Below are 20,380 nucleotides of genomic sequence, written 5' to 3' on the forward strand. Positions count from 1 at the left end.
CTGCATGATGGCGGACCGGTGCCGCACCGCCGGCACCGAAAGAGCGCACCACCGCCCCGACCGATGAGAAAGGTCCCTCGTGCCCAGCAAGAAGGCCCTCGTCCGCCGCCCCTCCCCCCGCCTCGCCGAAGGCCTGGTGACACACATCGAGCGGGAGAAGGCCGACGTCGGGCTCGCCGTGGAGCAGTGGGAAGCCTATGTCGAGGCACTGCGCACGCACGGCTGGGACACCATCGAGGTCGATCCGGCGGACGACTGCCCGGACTCGGTGTTCGTCGAGGACACCGTCGTCATGTACAAGAACGTGGCGCTGATCACCCGGCCCGGTGCCGAGTCCCGGCGGGAGGAGACCGCCGGTGTCGAGGAGGCGGTGGCCCGCCTCGGCTGCTCGGTGAACTGGATCTGGGAGCCGGCCACGCTGGAGGGCGGTGACGTCCTGAAGGTCGGCGACACCGTCTACGTCGGCCGGGGCGGGCGGACCAACGCGGCCGGCGTGCAGCAGCTGCGGGCCGCGTTCGAGCCGCTCGGCGCGCGGGTGGTGGCCGTACCGGTGAGCAAGGTGCTGCACCTGAAGTCGGCGGTGACCGCTCTGCCGGACGGCACGGTGATCGGGCACATCCCGATGGTGGACCGGCCCTCGCTGTTCCCGGGCTTCCTGTCCGTACCCGAGGAGGCCGGCGCGCACGTGGTGCTCCTCGGCGGCGGCAAGCTGCTGATGGCCGCGAGCGCCCCGCGGACCGCGGAACTGCTGACCGACCTAGGGCACGAGGTGGTCACGGTGGACATCAGCGAGTTCGAGAAGCTGGAGGGCTGTGTGACCTGCCTCTCGGTACGCTTGCGGGAGTTGTACGCCTGAACGGGTACACGGTCTGCTCGAACAGCCCCGGGGCCAGCGGTCCTTGGGCTGTGTCGGACACGGAGCCGAGGCCGGGCCACGCCCCCTGATCAGCGATCTTTACGGAGGCCTTAACCTACGGCTTCGTAACCTACGGATTCGTAGCCTACGATCTCGTAGGTTTCCCGGTACCGCTCGCCGGACCGTCCCCTCCCCCTGCTCGGCGTCCCCCTGGAGTTCTCGTGACGATCACCTCCCCTCACCTCGGCAGCCCGTCCGTATGGACCGACGCGCGGCTGCTGTACGCGCTGGAGGAAGTGGTCGAGAACGAACTGAACCGGCATCTGAAGGTCGCCAAGGACTGGATGCCGCACGAGTACGTGCCGTGGAGCGACGGCCGCAACTTCCCCGGCCTCTTCGAGGACGGCGAGGCCTGGGGCAAGGAACAGTCCAAGGTGACGGAGATCGGCCGCATCGCCCTCGTGGTCAACCTGCTGACCGAGGACAACCTGCCCAGCTACCACCACGAGATCGCCTCGCTGTTCGGCCGCGACGGCGCCTGGGGCACCTGGGTGCACCGCTGGACGGCCGAGGAGGGCCGCCACGGCATCGTGATGCGGGACTATCTGCTCACCTCGCGCGCGGTGGACCCGGACAAGCTGGAACAGTTCCGCATGTCGCACATGAGCGAGGGCTTCGAGTCCGACAACCGGCACTCGATGCTGCACTCGATCGCCTACGTGGCGTTCCAGGAACTCGCCACCCGGATCTCGCACCGCAACACCGGTCACCAGTCCGGCGACCCGATCTGCGACCGCATGCTGGCCCGCATCGCGACCGACGAGAACCTGCACATGGTCTTCTACCGCAACCTGCTGAAGGCCGCCTTCGAGCTGGCCCCCGACCTGACCATGCAGGCGGTCCGCGACGTCGTGGTCGACTTCCGCATGCCCGGCCACGGCATCCCCGGTTTCGAGCGGGCCGCCGCGCAGATGGCGATCGGCGAGGTCTACAACCTGCGCATCCACCACGACGACGTACTGCAGCCGGTGCTGCGCTTCCTCAAGGTCCTGGAGATCGACGGCCTAGGCCCCGAGGGGCACCAGGCGCAGGAGGAGCTGGGTCTGTTCATGGGCGGCCTGGACGCGGAGGCCCTCAAGTTCGACGAGAAGCTGGCCGCCCGCAAGGCCCGCATGGCGGCGCGCGCCGCCGGCTGACGCCGGGCCGGGTGTGCCGCGTGCAGGGTGGGCCCCGCGGGGTCAGGAGGAGGTGCGCCTGAGTGCGAGGCGCTCCTTCTCGGACAGGCCGCCCCAGACGCCGAAACGCTCGTCGTTGGTCAGCGCGTAGTCCAGGCAGGCCGGGCGCAGTTCGCACATGGCGCAGATCCGCTTCGCCTCGCGCACCGAGCTGCCGGGATCCGGGAAGAAGAAGTCCGGCCCGGTCTGCGCGCACAGGGCCTGCGCCCGCCAGGTGTCGTCGGCCGGGGTGATGGTCGTGTCGAAGTGCATGGCCAGGATCGTGCCGTGCGGCGAAAAACGTTCGATCAACGCGGGGTCAACGCGACCGCCGGACCTCCCGCCGCCCCGATGATGCTCCTCGGACGCACACCCGTGCACGGCGGCGCGCGGGGCGAGCGGAAGACCGAAGGAAAGCCTCCGGTCACCCGGCGTGAGGGCGGGCGCGGTCCGGGCGCGCCGTGGTGCTCCGGCGGCGGTTGCCGGTGGGCGGTGCCAGACTCGGCAGTGCGCAGGCCGGGCTCGGCGGTGCACAGGCCAGACTCGGCAGTGCACAGGCCGGGCTCGGCGGTGCACAGGCCGGGATCTTTCCGAGGAGGGCGAAGATGCTCACCACCCGTTTCGCCGACGGCGCCCCGAACTGGATCGACATCGCCACGCCCGACATCGCCGGTGCCGGCTCCTTCTACGGCGACCTCTTCGGCTGGCGCTTCCGTTCGGCGGGACCGGACGCCGGCGGCTACGGCTTCTTCCAGCTCGACGGCAGGACCGTGGCGGGCGGTATGCAGACCGACCCCGGGCAGGGCCCGCCCGCCTGGACGGTGTACTTCCGCACTGAGGACGCACGGGCCACGGCCGAGGCGGCCGAACAGGCCCGCGGCAGGGTGCTCCGGCAGCCGACGGACGTGATGGGCCAGGGGCGCCTGGCGGTTCTCGCCGACCGGGCGGGCGTGACGTTCGGCGTCTGGCAGCCGGGCCTTACCAAGGGCGTGGAGGCGGCGAACGAACCGGGCGCCCTGTGCTGGGTCGAGCTGTACACCCCGGACATCGCCGCGGCCGCCGCTTTCTACCACAAAGTGCTCGGCCTCGAGACGTCGGCGGGGCCCTTCCCGGGCGGGACCTACACCTGTGTCAACCCGAGCGGCGCAGACGACGCGGTGTTCGGCGGAATGGTGCCGCTGGCCGACGCTCCCGCCGAGGCGGAGGCCGGTGCCGGCCCGTACTGGCTGCCGTACTTCGAGGTCGAGGACGCCGACGCCGTGGCCGACCTGGCGCAGCGGCTCGGCGGGACGGTGCGGCTGCCCCCGACGTCCGTGCCGGGCGTGGGCCGCATGGCGAAACTCGCCGACCCCTACGGGGTACGCTTCGCGGTGATCAGGAGCGAGTCGCCGCAGGACTGATCCCGCACCGCTGCGATGACGCTTCTCCCGCGTGACGCGGACGGCTACGCGGACGCGCGGCGTATCAGCGTCGTCGGCAGGATCACACCGGCGCCCGGCGCGACCTGCGCGTCCGGTGCGGGCCCCTCGCCGCCGCGGCCGCCGAACCGGGTGCCCCGCAGCAGCATGCGGGCCATCAGCCGGCCCATCTCCTCGATGTCCTGACGGACCGTCGTCAGCGGCGGGTCGCTCTGTTCGGCCACCGGCACCATGTCGTCGAAGCCGATCACGGCCACGTCCTCGGGCACCCGCCGGCCGCGTTCGCGCAGCACGCGCAGGGCACCGAGTGCGGTGAGGTCGTTGGCGGCGAACACGCCGTCCACGTCCGGGCAGCGGTCGAGCAGCGTGCGCATCGCGCGCTCACCGCCGGCCGGGGTGAAGTCGCTCTCCACGACCAGCCGGGGATCGCTCCCGCCGGGCAGGCCGTCCATGACGTCCCGGTACCCGTCGAGCCGGTCCACCGCGGAGGTCTGGTCCAGCGCGCCGGTGATGTGCGCGACGCGCCCGCGGCCGAGGCCAACGAGATGGCGTACGGCCGTACGGGCGCCGCCCCGGTTGTCGCAGTCGACGTACACGGCGTCCGCGTGCCCCCTCGGGGAGCCGCCGGTGCCGTCACCCCAGCCGGGCCGCCCGCCGAACACGGTGGGCACTCCGGCGTCCTGGATGAGGCCGGGCAGCGGGTCGTCGAGGTGCAGGGAGAACACGAGGGCGCCGTCGACGTGGCCGCCGGCGAGATACCGGGCCACGCGCGCGTGGTCGTCGCGGCCCTCGGTGAGCAGCAGCACGAGCTGGTTGTCGTGGGCGGTCAGTTCCTTGCTGATGCCGCGCAGCTGGAGGGCGAAGAACGGGTCGGCGAAGACCCGGGTCTCCGGTTCGGCGATGACGACGGCGACGGCGTCGTGCCGCTTCGTGACGAGACTGCGCGCCGCCTGGTTGGGGACGTAGCCCAGTTCCGCAACCGCTCGGCGGACCCGCTCGGCCAAGGGCTCCCGCACCCCGTCCCCGCCGTTGACCACCCGTGACACGGTGGCCCGGGACACGCCGGCCCGCGCGGCCACGGCCTCCAGCGTGGGACGCGACACTGCCTCGGTCACTTCGGGACTCCTCATCGGCGGCTGCGGGCCAGCTTAGCCGCGCGCCCGGCACGCCGTACCTGCGGAATCGGCAGCTCGCCGCCCTCCCTGAACAGCTAGGGCGCCGCCCCGGGGCGCGCGCGGCTGGGCTGGACCCGCTTCGGTTCGCCCGGCATCTTCGGGTACTCCGGCGGGTACGGCAGGTCGCCCAGGCCGTGGTCGTGTTCGTCGCGGCGGGCCAGTTCCAGCAGCGCGTCCAGCGAGTAGGCGTGGTGGTCCATGTCGGCGTGCACGTCGCCGAGTTCGGCGAAGCGGGCCGGCATGGTGGCGAGGTCGAAGTCGGCGGGGTGGGCCACCCCGACCTCCTCCCAGCGCAGCGGGGCCGAGACGGGGGCCTGCGGGCGGGGGCGCACGGAGTAGGCCGAGGCGATGGTGCGGTCGCGAGCCGTCTGGTTGTAGTCGAGGAAGATCCGGCGCCCGCGCTCCTCCTTCCACCACTTGATGGTCACGTGGTCCGGCATACGGCGTTCCATCTCCCGGCCGACCGCGATCGCGGCGCGCCGCACCTGGGTGAAGGTCCAGCGCGGTTCGATGGGGACGAACACGTGCAGGCCCCGGCCGCCGGAGGTCTTGGGCCAACCGCGCAGCCCGCCGAACTCGTCCAGGACCGCGCGCAGTTCGTGGGCGGCGCGGACGGCGTCGTCGTAGTCGGTCCCGGGCTGCGGGTCCAGGTCGATGCGCAGTTCGTCGGGGTGGTCGACGTCGGTGGCGCGCACCGGCCAGGGGTGGAAGGTGAGCGTGCCGTACTGCGCCGCCCACACCACGGCGGCCTGTTCCGTGGGGCACATCTCGTCGGCGCTGCGCCCGCTGGGGAAGGTGATGTGGGCGGTGGGGATCCAGTCGGGCATGCCCTTGGGGGCCCGTTTCTGGTAGAACCACTCGCCGCCTACACCGTCCGGGTAGCGCTCCAGGGTGGTGGGCCGGTTGCGCAGGGCGCGCAGGATGCCGGGGGCGACGGCGGCGTAGTACCGGGCGACGTCCAGCTTGGTGAAGCCGCGCTCCGGGAAGAACACCTTGTCCGGGCTGGACAGCCGTACGGCCCGGCCGCCGACCTCCAGTTGCACCGCATCGCCCATGCCGCCACGGTAGGCGCACCCCGCACGGCTCGCACACCGGGCGGCGGCGGGCCCCGGCGCGCAGAATCGGACCATGGATCTGCCGGTGATGCCGCCCGTGAAGCCCATGCTCGCCAAGTCGGTGGCGAAGATTCCGCCGGGTATGCACTACGAGGCGAAGTGGGACGGGTTCCGTTCGATCGTGTTCCGCGACGGGGCCGACATCGAGCTGGGCAGCCGTACCGGTAAGCCGTTGACCAGGTATTTTCCCGAGCTGGTCGAGGCGCTGAGGGAGCGGGTGCCCGAGCGGTGCGTGCTGGACGGTGAGATCGTGATCGCCCGCGAGGGCCGGCTGGACTTCGACGCGCTGACCGAGCGCATCCATCCGGCCCAGTCCCGGGTGCGGATGCTGGCCGAGAGGAATCCGGCCTCGTTCGTCGCCTTCGACGTGCTGGCGCTGGACGAACACTCCCTGGTCGACGTCCCGCTGACCGACCGGCGGGCCCTCCTGGAGCGGGCGCTGGCCCGGTCGACACCGCCGGTGCACGTGGCGCCGGCGACGACCGACATCGACGTGGCCCGGCAGTGGTTCGAGCAGTTCGAGGGCGCCGGGCTGGACGGGGTGGTCGCCAAGCCGCTCACCCTGCGGTACCGGCAGGACGAGCGGGCCATGTTCAAGATCAAGCACGAGCGGACGGCGGACGTCGTGGTGGCCGGATACCGCCTGCACAAGAGCGGCTCGGTGGTCGGCTCACTGCTGCTGGGGCTGTACGACGAGCACGGCAGGCTCCAGCACGTGGGCGTGTCGGCCGCCTTCTCGATGCAGCGGCGGGCCGAGCTGGTGGAGGAGCTGGCACCGCTGCGGATGGCGGACGTGGCGGGCCACCCGTGGGCGGCCTGGTCGGACGAGGCCGCTCACGAGACGGCCCGGCTGCCGGGTGCGCCGAGCCGCTGGTCGGGCAAGAAGGACCTGTCCTGGGTGCCGCTGAGGCCGGAGCGGGTGGCCGAGGTGGCCTACGACCACATGGAGAACGGGCAGCGATTCCGGCACACCGCCCGGTTCCGCCGCTGGCGCCCGGACCGGGTGCCGGACAGCTGCACCTACGCGCAGCTGGAGGAGCCGGTGCGCTACGACCTGGCGGAGATCCTCGGCGAGAAGGACTCCGCGGACTGACCAGCCCGGTCCGCCACCCCGACGGCCCGGCACGGCACCCGGCCCACAGCCACGCCACAGGCACAGCGACAGCCACAGCCACAGCCACAGCCACAGCCACAGCCACAGCCACAGCCACAGCCACAGCCACAGCCCAACGACTCGCCGACCCCTCCGACTCGCCGACCCTCCGGCTCGCCGACCCGCCACGCCGACTCGCCGACTCGCCAAGCCTCCGGCTCGCCGACCCGCCGCTCACACCCTCACGGCTGCATGAGGACCTTGACCGCGCCGTCCTGCTTGCGCTGGAACATCTCGTAGGCGTGCGGGGCCTCGGCGAGCGGCACCCGGTGCGTGGCGAAGTCCTCTACGCCGAGCGGGTCCTCGCTCGTGAGGTAGGGCATGATCTGGTCGCTCCAGCGGCGCACGTTGGCCTGGCCCATGCGCAGCTGGATCTGCTTGTCGAACAGGGTCAGCATCGGCATCGGGTCGGCCATGCCGCCGTACACACCGCTGAGCGAGATCGTGCCGCCGCGCCGGACCAGGTCGATGGCCATGTAGAGGGCGCCGAGCCGGTCGATGCTGAAGCGTTCCGCGAAGGGCGCGCTGAGCTTGCGCGGCATGATCGCGGTGGCCGACTGGGCCAGCTTCGCGGCGGCGCTGCCGTGCGCCTCGGTGCCGACGGCGTCGATCACGGCGTCCGGGCCGCGGCCTCCGGTCTCGTCGCGGATCGCGTTGACCAGTGCCTTCTCGTCGTCGAAGGCCCTCAGATCGTACGTCTGCACGCCGCGCCGGTTGGCCCGGGCGAGCCGCTCGGGCACCAGGTCGACGCCGAACACCCGCTCGGCACCACGGGCGAGGGCGATCCGGCAGGACATGTCGCCGATCGGGCCGAGACCGAGGACGGCGACGGTGCCGCCGGGCGGGACCGCGGCGTACTCGACGGCCTGCCAGGCGGTGGGCAGCACGTCGGAGAGGTAGACGAACCGGTCGTCGGGCGGGCCCTCGGGCACCTTGATCGGCCCGAACTGCGCCTGCGGAACGCGCAGATACTCGGCCTGGCCGCCGGGCACGGCACCGTACAGACGGGTGTAGCCGAACAGGGCGGCGCCCATGCCCTCGCCGGTGACCTGGGTGGTCTCGCACTGGGTGGGCAGCCCGGTGTCGCACATGAAGCAGTGCCCGCACGCGATCTGGAACGGCACGACGACCCGGTCGCCGGGCCGCAGGTTCGTCACCTCGGAGCCGACCTCCTCGACGATGCCCATGGGCTCGTGGCCGAGGATGTCGCCCGGGGTCATGAACGGCGTGAGCACCTCGTACAGGTGCAGGTCGGACCCGCACAGTCCGGTGGACGTGATGCGGATGACGGCGTCCGTGGGTTCCTCGATCCTGGGGTCGGGCACCTCGTCCACCCGTACGTCCCGCCTGCCATGCCAGGTCACTGCCTTCATGGGGTCGCGCTCCCTTGCCTCACCTGCGCGCCGGTCCGCCCTGGCGCATCCGGTGCGCAGTGTCTGCGTCCTGTGTGCGATGGCGGCCGGGTACCCGTGCGCCGGTGCGCCGAACCCGTCCGGTCGCGCCGCGCCGGATGCCCCCGCTGCGCACGTCCGTGGCCGGCGTGTATGGCCGGCGGGACCCGATGAGCGCACAATCGGACCACACGGACGGGGTGGCGGCGGTGGGCATGGGACACGGGACGCGCTCGCGGCGCGGGACATGCGCGGCGGCTCTTCTGGCCGCCGCGCTGACGGTGTCCCTCACGGCCGGCTGTACCGGCCACGGCCGGGACGGCGACCGCGCCCCGGACCGTACCCCGGCACCGGGCCACTCGCTCGCGGCGGCCGGCGCACCGCTCGCCGTGAAGATCGACAACCTGCCCGCGGCCCGCCCGCAGTCCGGCCTCGAGGAGGCCGACGTCGTGTACGCCGAGCAGGTGGAGGGCGGCCTGAGCCGGCTGATGGCGGTGTACGCGACGCGGCTGCCGAAGACCGTCGGGCCGGTGCGCAGCGCACGCGAGTCGGACCTGGAGCTGCTGCGCCAGTTCGACCGGCCCACCCTGGCCTTCTCCGGCGCCCGGCACGCCCTGCTGCCGCTGATCGGCCGGGCGCCGCTGCGGGCCGAACCGCCCGACGCGGCCCCGGACGCCTACTACCGGGACACCGGGCGGGCCGCCCCGCACAACCTGTACCTGCGCCCCGCCGAGCTGCTGCCCACCGCCCCGGGCGGCGGCGCGCTGACGACCGGCTTCCGCTACGGCCCGGCGCCCGCCGGCGGCACGCCCACGGCGTCACGCACGGTGCGCTACCCGGCGGCCCGCTTCACCTTCACCTGGTCCCCCGGGCCCGGGAGCTGGCTGGTCGCGATGGACGGCACTCCCACGGTGACGGCGCGGGGCGCGCGGGTGGCGGCGGCCACGGTCGTCGTGCAGTACGTGCGGGTCCGCGACTCCGAGTACCACGACGTGCTCGGCAGTCGCACCCCCTACACCGAGACGGTCGGGTCCGGGAAGGCGCAGGTGCTGCGCGACGGACGTGCCTTCGCGGCCACCTGGTCGCGGCCAGCCGCGGGGGGCGGTACGACGTTCACGGCGGCCGACGGCAGCCCGCTGAGCTTCGCCACCGGGCAGGTGTGGGTGGTGTTCGCACCGGCGCCGTAGGGGCGCGGCCGTCGGCGGGCTGCCTTCCGGTGACCGGCGGTCAGCTTCCGGTGACCGGCGGGCTGCCTTGCGGTGACCGGCGGGCTGCCTTGCGGTGGCCCGGGGGCTGCCTTCCGGTGGCCGGCGGGTGCCGAAAGGCACAGGTCCTCGGCAGGCCGGGCGCCGGGCCGCGGGCGGGCTAGCGTGCCCGTCCCGTCTGCAGGGCCTCCCGGGCCTGCGCCACCAAGCCGTCGGCTCCGCAGGCGCGGGCGAGGTCCAGGCCCCTGTTGACTTCCGCCGCCGAGCCGGCGGCGATGCCGTAGCCGACCCGGGCCGCCGCGTGTTCGTACTGGCAGGGCGAGGCCTCCAGGTAGGTGACGGCCTGGGCGTGGAGTGCGACCGCGCGCTGTCCGGTCTCCAGGGCGGCGGCGCAGCGCAGAGCCTCGCCGATGGCGGTGTCCGTGCCGAAGCGCTCGGCCTGCCGGCGGGCGTCGGCGGCGAGCTGGGCGGCGCGGGCCGGGTCCCGGCCGGCGAGGGCCTTGGCGAGGTCGATGGACCAGGGTGCGAGGACGGGGTTGTGGCCGCCACGGGAGACGGCGGTCTTCTCGGCGGCCTCGAGTTCGTCGATGCCCTCCTCGGTGCGGCCGACGGCGAGCAGCAGCCGGCCGCGCACGGAGCGGATGTCGGGCAGCACGATCGTCGACGGGTACGGCGGCGCGAACCCGTACTGCCGGGCGATCGCCCACGCCTCTTCGACCCGGCCGCGGGCCAGCAGCGTGTCGACGAGTCCGCAGGTGGAGGACCAGTACAGGGGCAGGCGGCGGCCGACGCGCTCCGCGAGGGCCAGGCCCTCGCGCAGGGTCGCCTCGGCGTCCTTCAGGCGGCCCTGTCTGCGGTAGGCGAGGCCGAGGAAGGCGTTGGCGAGGGAGAGATGGCCGCCGCGCCAGCCGGCGCCGGTATAGACGCGGCGGGCCTCGGCGAAGAGGCTCTCGGCACGGTCGAGCCGGTCGGCGTAGGCGTAGGAACTGCCCAGCATCATCAGCAGTTCCACGCCCCACTCGGGGTCGGTCCAGCCGAGGCCCGGCGCGAGACGGCCGTTGACCAGGGCCCGGTCGCACAGCTCGATGACCTCGGCGGCGTTCTCGCCATGGGTCATCGCCTCGAAGCCGCGCAGGATCAGCAGGGCGCGTTCGGCGTTGTCGCGGCCGACGCAGGTGCGAGCGAGTTCGGAGAGGCCGAGAGGACGGGCCGTGGTCACGGTGTCCCCGTGGATGCCCTCCAGCATGTACTGGAAGGCCTGCAGCCGCATGCGGACCGGGCCCGCGTCGTGCCGGGCGGCCTCCGACTCGACGGTGCGGACGGCCTCCTCCGTCTGGTCGTTGTGGAGCAGGGCCTGGGAGAGCCGGACGACGGCGTTCACACGGTCGTCGCCGTCCAGCCCGGGCATGCCGAGGGCGCTCTGCAGGTGGTCGATGGTGACGGCGGGCGCGGTCAGCAGGGTGGCACAGCCCAGTTCGTACAGGACCTGCGCGTGGACGGCGGGCCGGGGCGGTTCTTCGAGGGCGCGTTCCAGGCAGCGGCGGGCGGCGTCCGGCGCACCGACGGCGAGGTGTTCACGGGCGGCCTCGCGCAGCTGCTCGACGAGTTCCTCGTCGTCGTCCGGGTGCACCTTGAGCAGGTGCCGGGCGGCCTCGGCGGCGCCGCGGCCCAGCTCGGTGATGATCTGCGCGGCGACCCCGTGCATGGCGGTGCACACGCCGGGCGGGATGGAGTTGTAGACGGCGGTGGCGATCAGCGGATGGACGAACTCCAGCTCGCCGTCCTCGTGTTCGGCACCGGAGGCCGGGTCCGGCTCGGTGAGGATGCGGGAGCCGCAGAGCCGTTCGGCGCAGTGCCGGGCGAGGTCGTCGTCCATGGTGGCGAGGCGGGCGACCATGTCGACGGTGATGTTGGTGCCGAGGATGGCGGCCGCCCAGGCGAACCGGGTGGCCTCCAGGCCGAGCCCCTTGAGCCGGGCGACCAGTCCGCCGCCGCGCGCGGCACGGTTCAGGCCGCGCAGTTCCGCGGCCTGGGCCTCGACCGGCTGCAGCTCGCTGTCCTGCACCTTGGCGAGGAGTTCGACGGCGTCGTAGGGGTTCCCGGCGGTGACCGCCCAGACCTCGCGGCAGAAGGCGTCGTCGGCGTGCCGGCCGACGGTGGCCCGGGTGATCCCGGCGGTGGCATCGGGCGTCAGGGCGCTGAGGTTGTTGACCGGGCGGTCCGCCGCCGCGGCCACCGCGTCCAGATGGCGGGCGCTCTCCCCGCCGACCTCGCCGGGCCTGCGGGCCACCACGACGAGCACCGACAGGTCCTGCAGGCGTTCGGCGAACGCGGCGAGCCAGCGCAGTGTCTCCTGGTCGGCCCAGTGCGCGTCGTCGACGAGCAGGACGAGCGGCCACTCGCGGCGGGCGAGCCGGCGCACCGCCGCGACGAGTCCGTCGCACACGTACTGCGGGTCCGGGCTGCCCTCCTGGGGGTCGACTATGCCGAGGGCGGGACCCGCGATGTCGTACCAGTCGCCGAGGTATTCGCGGGCCTCTTCGGGCAGCAGGGACAGCAGCGCGGGCTGGAGCAGCTGCCGGACCACGTTGAACGGCACGGATCTGAGGGTCTCCGCGCCGCGGGCGGACCAGACCGTGCAGCCGCGGCGTTCGGCGATACGGCGTGTCTCGTGCAGCAGCGCCGTCTTGCCGAGTCCGGCTTCGCCGCGGAAGACGAGCAGGCTGCCCGCGGAGGACTGGTCGGCGCACAGGACGTCGAGCGCCTGCACGACGGTGGCGATCTCCGCGTCCCGCTCCCACAGAGAAGCCGAGGCGGCCGCCGCCGGCCGTCCCTCCGTCATCCCGTTACCTCCCCAGGTCGCCCGAATGACGTACAGACCACGAGCGTAGCCGTCCGGTGGGATGTGTGGTGGCCGGTCGGGGCACCTGTTGCCCCGCCGGGTGAAAGTGGGTGCGGCGGGGCGACGCGCACCCGCCCCGACCAGCGGGCCAGCAGCGGACGGAGCGTCAACGGTGTCTAAAACGAGGCCGGTTACCGGCAGCCGCGAGGTGACGCGGGGTCCGGGGGTGCGCGCGGTGGCGGCGGGGTCGGTGGGCAACCTCGTCGAGTGGTACGAGTTCGGCGTCTACGGCTTTCTGGCGACGGTGCTGGCGGAGCGGTTCTTCGCCCCGGCGGGCTGCGGCGCGGCGGCGGCGCTGGTGCGCACGTACGCCTCGTTCGCCCTGGCGTTCTTCTTCCGGCCGGTCGGTGCGGTGGTGTTCGGCAGGCTGGGCGACCGGTGGGGGCGGCGGCCGGTGCTGATCGGGGTGGTCTCGCTGATGTCGGGCGCGACCGCGCTGATCGGCGTGCTGCCGACGTACGACACCGTGGGGGCCCTCGCGCCCTGGCTGCTGACGTTGCTGCGGGCCGTCCAGGGGCTCGCGGCGGGTGGGGAGTTCGGCGGGGCGGTGGCGCTGCTGACGGAGTTGGCACCGCCGGGCCGGCGCGGGCTGTACGGCGCGTGGCAGTCCTTCACGGTGGCGCTGGGCCTGCTCGGCGGGGCCGGGGTGACGGCGGTGACGGCGACGTCCCTCACCGATGCCCAACTGGCCTCCTGGGGTTGGCGGTTGCCCTTCCTGCTGGCGCTGCCCCTGGGACTGGTGGCGCTGTGGCTGCGGACGGGCCTGGCGGAGTCGCCGTCGTTCGCGGCCGGCGGGACGGATCCGGAGGCGTGCCCGTTCGCGGCCGGCGTCACGGATCCGGAGGCGTCGCCGTCCGTGGCTCGCGCGGCGGATCCTCCGTCGGCGCGGTCCGTGGCTCGCGCGGCGGATCCTCCGTCGGCGCGGTCCGCGGCCCGCGCGGCGGATCCCCCGTCGGCGCGGTCCGCGGCCGGCGCCGCGGATCCGCCGTCGCCGCCGGCCGTGGCTCCCGGGCCGGAGCGGGAGGGGGTGGTGCGGCTCGGGTGCGGGGCGCTCGTGCTGGCGGCGGCGCGGGTGATGGGCTGGTCCGCGGCCGGCTACACCTTTCTGGTGGTGCTTCCGTCGTATCTGCAGCTCACCCTGCACACGGACGTCCGGCACGCACTGCTCGCGGCGCTGCCCGCGAACGCCGGGTTCGCGGTGGCGATCCTCCCGGCGGGGCTGCTGAGCGACCGGGTCGGGCGGCGGCCCGTGCTGCTCGCGGGGGCCGTGCTGGTGGTGGCGACGGCGCTGCCCCTGCTCGGTCTGCTGCGGGATCCGGACGCGTCGAGCGCGGTGAAGGCGTGGGCGCTGTGCGCCGCGGGCGCGATCGTGGGGCTGATGGCCGGGCCCGGACCCGCGCTGCTCGCCGAGATGTTCCCCACCCGGGTGCGCTGGACCGGACTCGGGCTCGCCTACGCCTTGTCGAACGCGCTGTTCTCCGGCTGCGCGGGCCTGATCATCACGGAGGCGGTGCGGCGCACCGGGAACCCGGACGTGCCCGCCCTCTACGCGGCGGCGGCCTGCGCGGTGAGCGCCGTCGCCCTTCTGAAGCGGACCTCCGGGAACGGGAGTTGACCCATGCTGGTGATCGGGCTGATGTCGGGCACGTCGTACGACGCGGTCGACGCCGCGGCGGCCGGCCTGCGGTTCGAGGGCGGCACGCTGGTGCTGCGGCCGCTGGGGATGCTGAGCACGCCGTACGACGACGGTCTGCGGGCCGCCCTCGCGGCCGCGCTGCCCCCGGCCTCGCTGCCGCTCGCCGAGGTGTGCCGGCTGGACACCTGCATCGGACGGGCGTTCGCGGCCGCGGCGGTCCGGGCCGATCGTGAACTGTGCGGTGGAGATGCCGAGTTGGTGGCCTCGCACGGGCAGACGGTGTTCCACTGGGTGGCCGACGGCCGGGTGCACGGCACGCTGCAGCTCGGGCAGCCGGCCTGGATCGCGGAGGCGACCGGGCTGCCGGTGGTCGCCGACTTCCGGGCCCGGGACGTCGCGGCGGGCGGCCAGGGCGCGCCGCTGGTGAGCCTGTTCGACCTGCTGTGGCTGCGGGGCCGGCCCGGCAGGCCGGTGGCCCTGAACATCGGCGGCATCGCCAATCTGACCGCCCCCGACGGGACGGCCTTCGACACCGGGCCGGGCTGTGCGCTGCTGGACGCCGCGGTGCGCGAGTTCAGCGGCGGGCGGCTGGCGTACGACGCCGACGGCGCGCTGGCCGGGCGGGGCCGGGTGGACCGCGGGTTGCTGGAGCGGTTGCTCGCGGAGCCGTACTACGCGCTGCCGACGCCGAAGACGACCGGCAAGGAGCTGTTCCACGCCGGGTATCTGCGGGCGTCGGGGATGCTCGACGGGGTCCGCCCCGAGGACGCGCTGGCGACGCTCACCGAACTGACGGCCCGGACCGTCGCCGGCGCGGTACGGTCCGTCGGCGCCACCGAGGTGATCGCGTCCGGTGGGGGCATGCGCAACCCGGTGCTGGCCGGAAGGCTCGGGCGGCTTCTCGCCGGGATCCCGCTGCGGGCCTCGGACGAGCTGGGGCTGCCGGCCGCGGCGAAGGAGGCGTACGCCTTCGCGGTCCTCGGCTTTCTGACCGCCCACGGCCTGCCGGGCACCGACCCACGCAGCACCGGCGCCCGGCACGCCCGCGTCCTGGGCTCCCTGACGCCGGGCTCCACCGGTCTCCAGCTGCCCCCTCCCCCGCAGCGCGCACCGGAACGCCTGGTGGTGGAGCCCCCGAACAGCACGCCGTAGCACCGCCGTAGCGGACACCGGGGGAGATTGCGTGGCGAAGCGGGCGGGTTCGCCGGAATCGCGGGGGATCCTCTCATCCCACTTTCACCGGCGCCTCATACGGTGGGGGCATGACGCAGGTGACTCCTCCCGGGTGGTACCCCGACCCCGGGCAGACGAATGACGGTCCGCCCACCGAGCGCTGGTGGGACGGCGAAGCCTGGACGGACCGGACCCGCCCCGCCGGGACGGCCGCCGCGTGGGGTCCCCCGACGCATCCGGGTCCCGGCACCCCGCAGCCGGGGCAGCCGGCACCGCCGGCACACCCGGCACCGCCGGCCGGTGCGGCACCCTCCGCTCCGGGTGGATACGGCGTGCCCCCCGGTGCGGCGCCCATGGCTCCCGGCGGCTACGGCATGCCGGCCGGTGCGGCGCCCACGGTCCCGGGCGGGTACGGCCCCCATCCGGGGTACGGGGGCTTTCCCCAGCCGCCCGCGGCCGGTTCGCGGCGCGGTCTGCGCACCGGCATCGCCGTAGCGGTGGCGGCCGCGGTGCTGGTGAGCATAGGCGTCGGCGTGTACGCCCTCGCCAAGGACGACGGGGGCGGCGGCAACCGCGCCGGTTCGCAGGGGCAGGGCCAGGACGGCGGCCGCGGCGGCCCCTTCGGCGGGCCCGGCGGGACGGGCGGATCCGGCGGGCCCGGTGACTCCGGCGGGACTGGTGGATCCGGTGGGCCCGGTGACTCCGGCGGGACTGGTGGTGGCTCGGCCTCGCCCGGTCCGTCCCAGGCGCCGAAGGTCCAGGGCGGCGGCACGGTGCAGGACCCGGCCGACGGCATCAGCCTGCACGTGCCCGAGGGCTGGACCGGGCAGACGTTCAGGGCCGGCGCGCAGATCACCTCCGGCGGCGCCTACAAGTGCCCGGGCGACAGCGACAAGACGTGCACCCCGGGCGGCGCCTACACGGCTCCGGCAGCGCTGCTGAAGGACAAGGGCGAGACGGCCGAGGAGGTCGCCAAGGCGGACATCGCGGCCAACGCCGAGCAGTCGTACGGCGGTGCCACCTACGGCGCCGTCACCTCGCATAAGGTGCTGGCGTCCAGGGCGGTGACGGTGGCCGGGCAGAAGGGCTACCGGGTGCGCTGGAAGGCGGTCACGAGCAAGGGCGCCGACGGCTACGTGGAGTCGGTCGCCTTCCCCTCCCCCGGCAACGCCCAGCAGATCGTGGTGGTGCGCTTCGGCGTGGACGTCGGCCAGAAGGTGTCCGTCATCGACGAGATCCTGAAGGGCATCAAGGCCTCATCGGCCGACGGCGCGGGCCAGGACGTCTGACGCCTGCCGGCGCTGTGAGCCGGCCGGGCGGGGCGCCCCTCCGCTCAAGGGGAACCCCACCCGGCCGGGGGTGCGCGCCGCCCCCGTCCCCACGGTGCGGCGCGATCAGGTCACCGTTCAGTCATCCCGTGAACGGCGGCCTGGGTCCTGGGTCAGTCCGAGCGCGGGCAGCACGGTGGCCTCCACGAAGCGGACGAGGTAGTCGGCGTCGGCGTACTGGCCGCTGAGCACGGGCCGGACGCGCAGGACACCGAACATCATGGCGGGTACGTACTCCAGCGCGGGGTGGCCCGCCGCCACCTCGTCCCGCTCCACGCCCCGGTCGAGCATCGCCTGGAGCGCCGCGATCTCGGGCAGCACGAGCGCCTCGCGCAGCGCCTGGGCCAGTTCGTGGTCGGCCGTGACCGCGTGCCCGAGGGCCTGCATGAGCGTCGCGTCCTTGTTGGACCAGTCGCCGGCCGCCCGGGCGGCCTGCCGCAGGTCCTCCGCGAGCGATCCGGTGTCGATGCCGGCGAACCGCACCTTGCGGCTGGCGCGCAGCGCGGCCGCGACGAACTGCGGCTTGTTCCTCCACTGCCGGTACAGCGTGGACTTGCTGCACCGGGTGCTGGCGGCGACCCCCTCCATGGTGACGGAGTCGTATCCGCACTCGCGGATCTGCTCCAGCACGGCGTCGAAGAACTCCCGCTCACGCTCCGGCGTGATCTTGGAGCGGCGCGAGGCGGCGACCGTCTCCGGTCCGTCCGCGGCCTGCGACGTCATGCGGTGTTTCCCCTCACTCGTGTGCGGCCCGTCCTCAGCGTGTGCGGCGCCCTGGAGCGGGGCTCGAGCCGGTCTCCAGGCCGCGTCTCCAGTGTGGCGCACATCAATCGATACGGCAGTGTACCGGTACTGAATCGTATCGGTACACTGGCGTATCGGTACGCGGACGTATCGATGAGTTTCCGGGCGCGGCCCGGACGCGAGCGCACCACCGCACGCACCACCGTCAGCGAAGGGGCCGGGGGATGACTGCCCGAACCGAGCCCGCAGCGGCAGAAGCGGGGCCGGACGCTACCGCGCGTCCGGCTCTCATACGTGAGTTTCTGCTGGTCGCGGGACTCTTCCTCGTCTACAAGCTCGGCCGGCAGCTGGCCACCGGCCACACCGGGGACGCCTTCCGCGACGCCCGCCGCGTATGGGATCTCGAACGAGCGGCGCACCTGCCCCACGAGACCTCCGTGCAGTCCGCACTGCTGCACGGCGACGCCCTGGTCCACCTCGCGAACACCTACTACGCGACCGTCCACTTCCCGGCCACGCTGGCCTTCCTGGTCTGGCTGTACCTCAGGCGGCCCGCGCACTACGTGTGGGCCCGCCGGGTCCTCGCCGTGCTCACCTCGGCCGCCCTGGTGCTGCCGTTCACGTTCCCCCTGGCCCCGCCGCGGATGCTGACCGGGACGGGCCTGGTGGACACCGCCCGGATCTACGGCCCCTCCGTGTACGGGCCGCCGTCCAGCGACCACCTCTCCAACCAGTTCGCGGCGATGCCCTCGCTGCACTTCGGCTGGGCGCTGATGGTGGCGATCGGCCTGATCGCGGCCACCCGGTCCCGGTGGCGCTGGCTGTGGCTGGCCCACCCGCTGGTCACGCTGCTGGTGATCGTCGGTACGGCCAACCACTACTGGCTGGACGCCATCGTCGCCACCGTCATGCTCGGTCTCGCCCTCGCCGTCATCCACCCGCCGCAGCGGACGCCCGCCACGGCGGAGCGCGGCACGGCGGAGCATGGCACGGACGGGCTCGCCGCCGGCACCTCCGTCCTGGTGGGAGCGGGCCGATGAGCGCCGCCGCCCTGGTCGCCGTGGGCCTCTCGCTGATCTCGGCCGTCGCCTACGCGCTGGCCGCCGTCGCCCAGGAACGCCTCGCCTCCCGCGACGCCGGCGCCGGCCTGCTGCGGCTGCTGGGCACCGGTGCCTGGTGGTCGGCGGTCGGCCTGAACGCCGCCGCGGCCCTGCTGCACGTCGTCGCCCTCAAGTACGGGCCGCTGACCGTCGTACAGCCCCTGGGCGCGCTCACCCTGGTGGCGGCCGTGCCGCTCGGGGCGCGTGCGGCCGGGCGGCGGGTCAGCACGGCGGAGTGGCGCGGTACGGCGCTGACGCTGCTCGGGCTGGCCACGCTGCTGGTCACCGCATCCGGACCGGCCCCCGATCGGGTGCTGTCGCTGACCGGGGCGCTGGCGGTCGCCGCCACGACCGCGGCCGCGATCGGTGTGCTGTCCCGGCCCGGCGCGCGCCCGGGGCTGAGGCATGCGGCCGCGTCCGGATTCGCCTCGGGCGTCGCCTCGGCGCTGACCCAGACGGTGACCGTGGCGGCCACCGACCGCTCCGGCCCGGCGCTCGGCGTCGGGGTGATCGTGGTCGCCGTGCTCGTCGCCGCCTTCGCCGTCGGCGGGCTGCTGCTCTCGCAGACCGCCTACCGCGGCGGGCTCGGGGCTCCGCTGGCGGTGGTCACCCTCGCCAACCCGCTGGCCGCGGCGGTGATCGGCCTGACCATGCTGGGACAGGGACTGCAGGGCGGCGCCGCGGGTGTGCTGCTGGCCCTGGCCGGGGCGGGCCTGGCCGCGTGGGGCGTGCTCCTGCTGACCCGCAGGGCTTCCGCGCCGGAGCACACCGGTCACCCCGGCGCACACGGAGCGTCCACCGGGCACGAGGGGCAGGGCGGCCGGAGCGAACGCGGCGGACACGCCGAGCAGGACGGGTACGACGAGCACGACGAGCATCCGGTCGCGGCGGTGCTCGCGCTGGAGCCGGGGACGGCGACGGCGGAACCGGCACTGGTGCCCCGGCAGCCGGGGCAGCCGCGGCAACCGGAGCAGCCGGGGCATCTCACCGCCCTGTGAGCGAAGACGGCGGCGGCCGATGCGCGGGGAGACCCGCGAACACCGGCCGCCGCCGTCGCCGTAGCTGCCCGGGCGGTCTCAGCCCCAGCCGCGCGCGTCCTGCTTGAGCGCGGTGTCGACGGTCAGGGCCGTCGCCACCACGAGGCTCAGCAGCGGCTCGGGCAGCTGGTAGTGGACCTGCAGGACGTAGTTGTCCGCGGTCGTGAACAGGGTCTTGGCGAGGCCCTCCCAGGTCTTGGTGATCCGGGCGACCTCGTTGTCCGCGTGGTCGACGATCGCGAAGTTCCAGGCCCGCCAGTTCTCCGCCTTGATCGCGCCGACCTGCTGGCCGTTCGCGTTCATCGCGAAGTTGATCTTGCCGATCATGTTCTTCTGGACGATCTCGCCGACCTGCGACCCGTCCGGACGGGTCACGATCACCCGGGACTTGAAGATCTTCGCCGGCCGGGTCAGCAGCAGCTGCGGCTGGCCGTAGGCGTCGCGGATCTCCAGCTTGTGCGTCATGAACTGGTCCAGGCTGGAGACGAAGCGCAGGATCTTCTTCAGCACGCCCTGGCCGACCTGGGTGACCGACCCGAGCTCCCGGCCGTTCTGATCCATGACCTTGTACTCGTTGGTCAGCTCGATCAGCTTGGCCTTCTGGTTCACGACCAGGACGGGCTCGGTGAAGAGGGTGCCGCCGCCCGGGCCGCCGCCGGCGACGCCGGCCTGCCGCTGCACCTGGCGCTGCACCTTGGCGTCGGCGGTCTGCTGCTGCGGGAAGGCCGGCTGCTGGGGAGCGGCCTGCGGCGGCGCCTGCACGGCGGCCTGCTGCGCCGGGTTGGTGTGCTCGGTCCACTGCGAGCCGTCCCAGTAGCGGAGCGTCTGAGCCGCTCCGTGCGGATCCGGGTACCAGCCTGCAGGAGTGTTCGATTGCGTGGTCACCGGGGCACACTACCTTGATGTGACCGGTACCTGACCAGTCCGCACGGA

17 protein-coding genes are annotated in these 20,380 nt (G+C 73.7%); 10 read left to right on the forward strand and 7 right to left on the reverse strand.

Annotation, left to right across the window (positions count from 1 at the left end; all coding sequences use genetic code 11):
- Positions 1-79: 79 nt before the first annotated feature.
- Together ddaH and ACGFT2_RS05225 are read left to right on the forward strand one after the other, a co-directional pair.
- Positions 80-856: a dimethylargininase gene (gene ddaH / locus ACGFT2_RS05220; RefSeq protein WP_393273621.1), complete on the forward strand. Its 777-nt coding sequence runs from the start codon at positions 80-82 to the stop codon at positions 854-856.
- 221 nt (positions 857-1,077) lie between these two features.
- The gene (locus ACGFT2_RS05225; RefSeq protein WP_393273623.1) at positions 1,078-2,052 is read left to right on the forward strand and encodes an acyl-ACP desaturase; all 975 of its coding nucleotides are present in this window, start codon (positions 1,078-1,080) and stop codon (positions 2,050-2,052) included.
- A gap of 42 nt (positions 2,053-2,094) precedes the next feature.
- Here the strand turns inward: ACGFT2_RS05225 and ACGFT2_RS05230 are convergent, their stop codons facing one another.
- Positions 2,095-2,343 (reverse strand): WhiB family transcriptional regulator, encoded by a 249-nt coding sequence (locus ACGFT2_RS05230; RefSeq protein ID WP_393273625.1) that lies wholly within the window; start codon positions 2,341-2,343, stop codon positions 2,095-2,097.
- Between the two features lie 332 nt (positions 2,344-2,675).
- Between ACGFT2_RS05230 and ACGFT2_RS05235 the strand changes: the two genes are divergently transcribed.
- The gene (locus ACGFT2_RS05235; protein WP_393273627.1) at positions 2,676-3,470 is read left to right on the forward strand and encodes a VOC family protein; all 795 of its coding nucleotides are present in this window, start codon (positions 2,676-2,678) and stop codon (positions 3,468-3,470) included.
- 44 nt (positions 3,471-3,514) lie between these two features.
- On the opposite strand, the gene ACGFT2_RS05240 is transcribed toward ACGFT2_RS05235, so the two are convergent.
- Together ACGFT2_RS05240 and ligD are read right to left on the reverse strand one after the other, a co-directional pair.
- Positions 3,515-4,603 carry a LacI family DNA-binding transcriptional regulator gene (locus ACGFT2_RS05240; protein ID WP_393273630.1) on the reverse strand — a complete coding sequence of 363 codons (1,089 nt, stop codon included), beginning with the start codon at positions 4,601-4,603 and terminating at the stop codon, positions 3,515-3,517.
- A gap of 95 nt (positions 4,604-4,698) precedes the next feature.
- The gene (gene ligD / locus ACGFT2_RS05245; RefSeq protein ID WP_393273632.1) at positions 4,699-5,718 is read right to left on the reverse strand and encodes a non-homologous end-joining DNA ligase; all 1,020 of its coding nucleotides are present in this window, start codon (positions 5,716-5,718) and stop codon (positions 4,699-4,701) included.
- A 73-nt stretch (positions 5,719-5,791) separates the two neighbouring features.
- Here ligD and ACGFT2_RS05250 point away from each other — a divergent pair, with 73 nt between their 5' ends.
- Positions 5,792-6,871 carry an ATP-dependent DNA ligase gene (locus tag ACGFT2_RS05250; protein ID WP_393273634.1) on the forward strand — a complete coding sequence of 360 codons (1,080 nt, stop codon included), beginning with the start codon at positions 5,792-5,794 and terminating at the stop codon, positions 6,869-6,871.
- Positions 6,872-7,113: 242 nt separating this feature from the next.
- Here the strand turns inward: ACGFT2_RS05250 and ACGFT2_RS05255 are convergent, their stop codons facing one another.
- Complete coding sequence (locus ACGFT2_RS05255; RefSeq protein ID WP_393273636.1) at positions 7,114-8,304, reverse strand: zinc-dependent alcohol dehydrogenase; 1,191 nt, start codon at positions 8,302-8,304, stop codon at positions 7,114-7,116.
- 188 nt (positions 8,305-8,492) lie between these two features.
- Here ACGFT2_RS05255 and ACGFT2_RS05260 point away from each other — a divergent pair, with 188 nt between their 5' ends.
- Positions 8,493-9,509 carry a DUF3048 domain-containing protein gene (locus tag ACGFT2_RS05260; RefSeq protein WP_393273638.1) on the forward strand — a complete coding sequence of 339 codons (1,017 nt, stop codon included), beginning with the start codon at positions 8,493-8,495 and terminating at the stop codon, positions 9,507-9,509.
- Between the two features lie 178 nt (positions 9,510-9,687).
- On the opposite strand, the gene ACGFT2_RS05265 is transcribed toward ACGFT2_RS05260, so the two are convergent.
- A complete protein-coding gene (locus ACGFT2_RS05265) occupies positions 9,688-12,369 on the reverse strand; it encodes an ATP-binding protein (protein ID WP_393273640.1) in 2,682 nt (893 codons plus the stop codon).
- A 226-nt stretch (positions 12,370-12,595) separates the two neighbouring features.
- On the opposite strand from ACGFT2_RS05265, the gene ACGFT2_RS05270 reads away from it, so the two are divergent.
- The 3 genes from ACGFT2_RS05270 to ACGFT2_RS05280 all read left to right on the forward strand — a co-directional run bounded on the left by ACGFT2_RS05270 (position 12,596) and on the right by ACGFT2_RS05280 (position 16,527).
- Entirely contained in the window at positions 12,596-14,044 is a 1,449-nt protein-coding gene (locus ACGFT2_RS05270) for an MFS transporter (protein ID WP_393273896.1), read from the forward strand.
- 3 nt (positions 14,045-14,047) lie between these two features.
- Positions 14,048-15,217: an anhydro-N-acetylmuramic acid kinase gene (locus ACGFT2_RS05275; RefSeq protein ID WP_393273642.1), complete on the forward strand. Its 1,170-nt coding sequence runs from the start codon at positions 14,048-14,050 to the stop codon at positions 15,215-15,217.
- A gap of 110 nt (positions 15,218-15,327) precedes the next feature.
- Entirely contained in the window at positions 15,328-16,527 is a 1,200-nt protein-coding gene (locus ACGFT2_RS05280; RefSeq protein WP_393273644.1) for a DUF2510 domain-containing protein, read from the forward strand.
- A gap of 117 nt (positions 16,528-16,644) precedes the next feature.
- Here the strand turns inward: ACGFT2_RS05280 and ACGFT2_RS05285 are convergent, their stop codons facing one another.
- Positions 16,645-17,289, reverse strand: a complete 645-nt coding sequence (locus ACGFT2_RS05285; protein WP_393273646.1) for a TetR/AcrR family transcriptional regulator — start codon at positions 17,287-17,289, stop codon at positions 16,645-16,647.
- A 245-nt stretch (positions 17,290-17,534) separates the two neighbouring features.
- Here ACGFT2_RS05285 and ACGFT2_RS05290 point away from each other — a divergent pair, with 245 nt between their 5' ends.
- The gene (locus ACGFT2_RS05290) at positions 17,535-18,350 is read left to right on the forward strand and encodes a phosphatase PAP2 family protein (protein WP_393273648.1); all 816 of its coding nucleotides are present in this window, start codon (positions 17,535-17,537) and stop codon (positions 18,348-18,350) included.
- Complete coding sequence (locus ACGFT2_RS05295; RefSeq protein ID WP_393273650.1) at positions 18,347-19,408, forward strand: hypothetical protein; 1,062 nt, start codon at positions 18,347-18,349, stop codon at positions 19,406-19,408. The genes ACGFT2_RS05290 and ACGFT2_RS05295 overlap by 4 nt, the downstream gene beginning before the upstream one ends.
- A 78-nt stretch (positions 19,409-19,486) precedes the next feature.
- Here the strand turns inward: ACGFT2_RS05295 and ACGFT2_RS05300 are convergent, their stop codons facing one another.
- Positions 19,487-20,332, reverse strand: a complete 846-nt coding sequence (locus tag ACGFT2_RS05300) for a phospholipid scramblase-related protein (RefSeq protein ID WP_393273652.1) — start codon at positions 20,330-20,332, stop codon at positions 19,487-19,489.
- Positions 20,333-20,380: the final 48 nt, after the last annotated feature.

The sequence above is a fragment of the Streptomyces sp. NPDC048514 genome, from assembly GCF_043199955.1.
GTDB lineage: Bacteria > Actinomycetota > Actinomycetes > Streptomycetales > Streptomycetaceae > Streptomyces.

Bases quoted from the DNA above. Each gene is read 5' to 3' on its own strand.
- ACGFT2_RS05230 (WP_393273625.1), bottom strand. From the start codon at position 2,343: ATGCACTTCGACACGACCATCACCCCGGCCGACGACACCTGGCGGGCG.
- ACGFT2_RS05235 (WP_393273627.1), top strand. From the start codon at position 2,676: ATGCTCACCACCCGTTTCGCCGACGGCGCCCCGAACTGGATCGACATC.
- ligD (WP_393273632.1), bottom strand. From the start codon at position 5,718: ATGGGCGATGCGGTGCAACTGGAGGTCGGCGGCCGGGCCGTACGGCTG.
- ACGFT2_RS05250 (WP_393273634.1), top strand. From the start codon at position 5,792: ATGGATCTGCCGGTGATGCCGCCCGTGAAGCCCATGCTCGCCAAGTCG.
- ACGFT2_RS05255 (WP_393273636.1), bottom strand. From the start codon at position 8,304: ATGAAGGCAGTGACCTGGCATGGCAGGCGGGACGTACGGGTGGACGAG.
- ACGFT2_RS05260 (WP_393273638.1), top strand. From the start codon at position 8,493: ATGAGCGCACAATCGGACCACACGGACGGGGTGGCGGCGGTGGGCATG.
- ACGFT2_RS05265 (WP_393273640.1), bottom strand. From the start codon at position 12,369: ATGACGGAGGGACGGCCGGCGGCGGCCGCCTCGGCTTCTCTGTGGGAG.
- ACGFT2_RS05275 (WP_393273642.1), top strand. From the start codon at position 14,048: ATGCTGGTGATCGGGCTGATGTCGGGCACGTCGTACGACGCGGTCGAC.
- ACGFT2_RS05280 (WP_393273644.1), top strand. From the start codon at position 15,328: ATGACGCAGGTGACTCCTCCCGGGTGGTACCCCGACCCCGGGCAGACG.
- ACGFT2_RS05285 (WP_393273646.1), bottom strand. From the start codon at position 17,289: ATGACGTCGCAGGCCGCGGACGGACCGGAGACGGTCGCCGCCTCGCGC.
- ACGFT2_RS05290 (WP_393273648.1), top strand. From the start codon at position 17,535: ATGACTGCCCGAACCGAGCCCGCAGCGGCAGAAGCGGGGCCGGACGCT.
- ACGFT2_RS05295 (WP_393273650.1), top strand. From the start codon at position 18,347: ATGAGCGCCGCCGCCCTGGTCGCCGTGGGCCTCTCGCTGATCTCGGCC.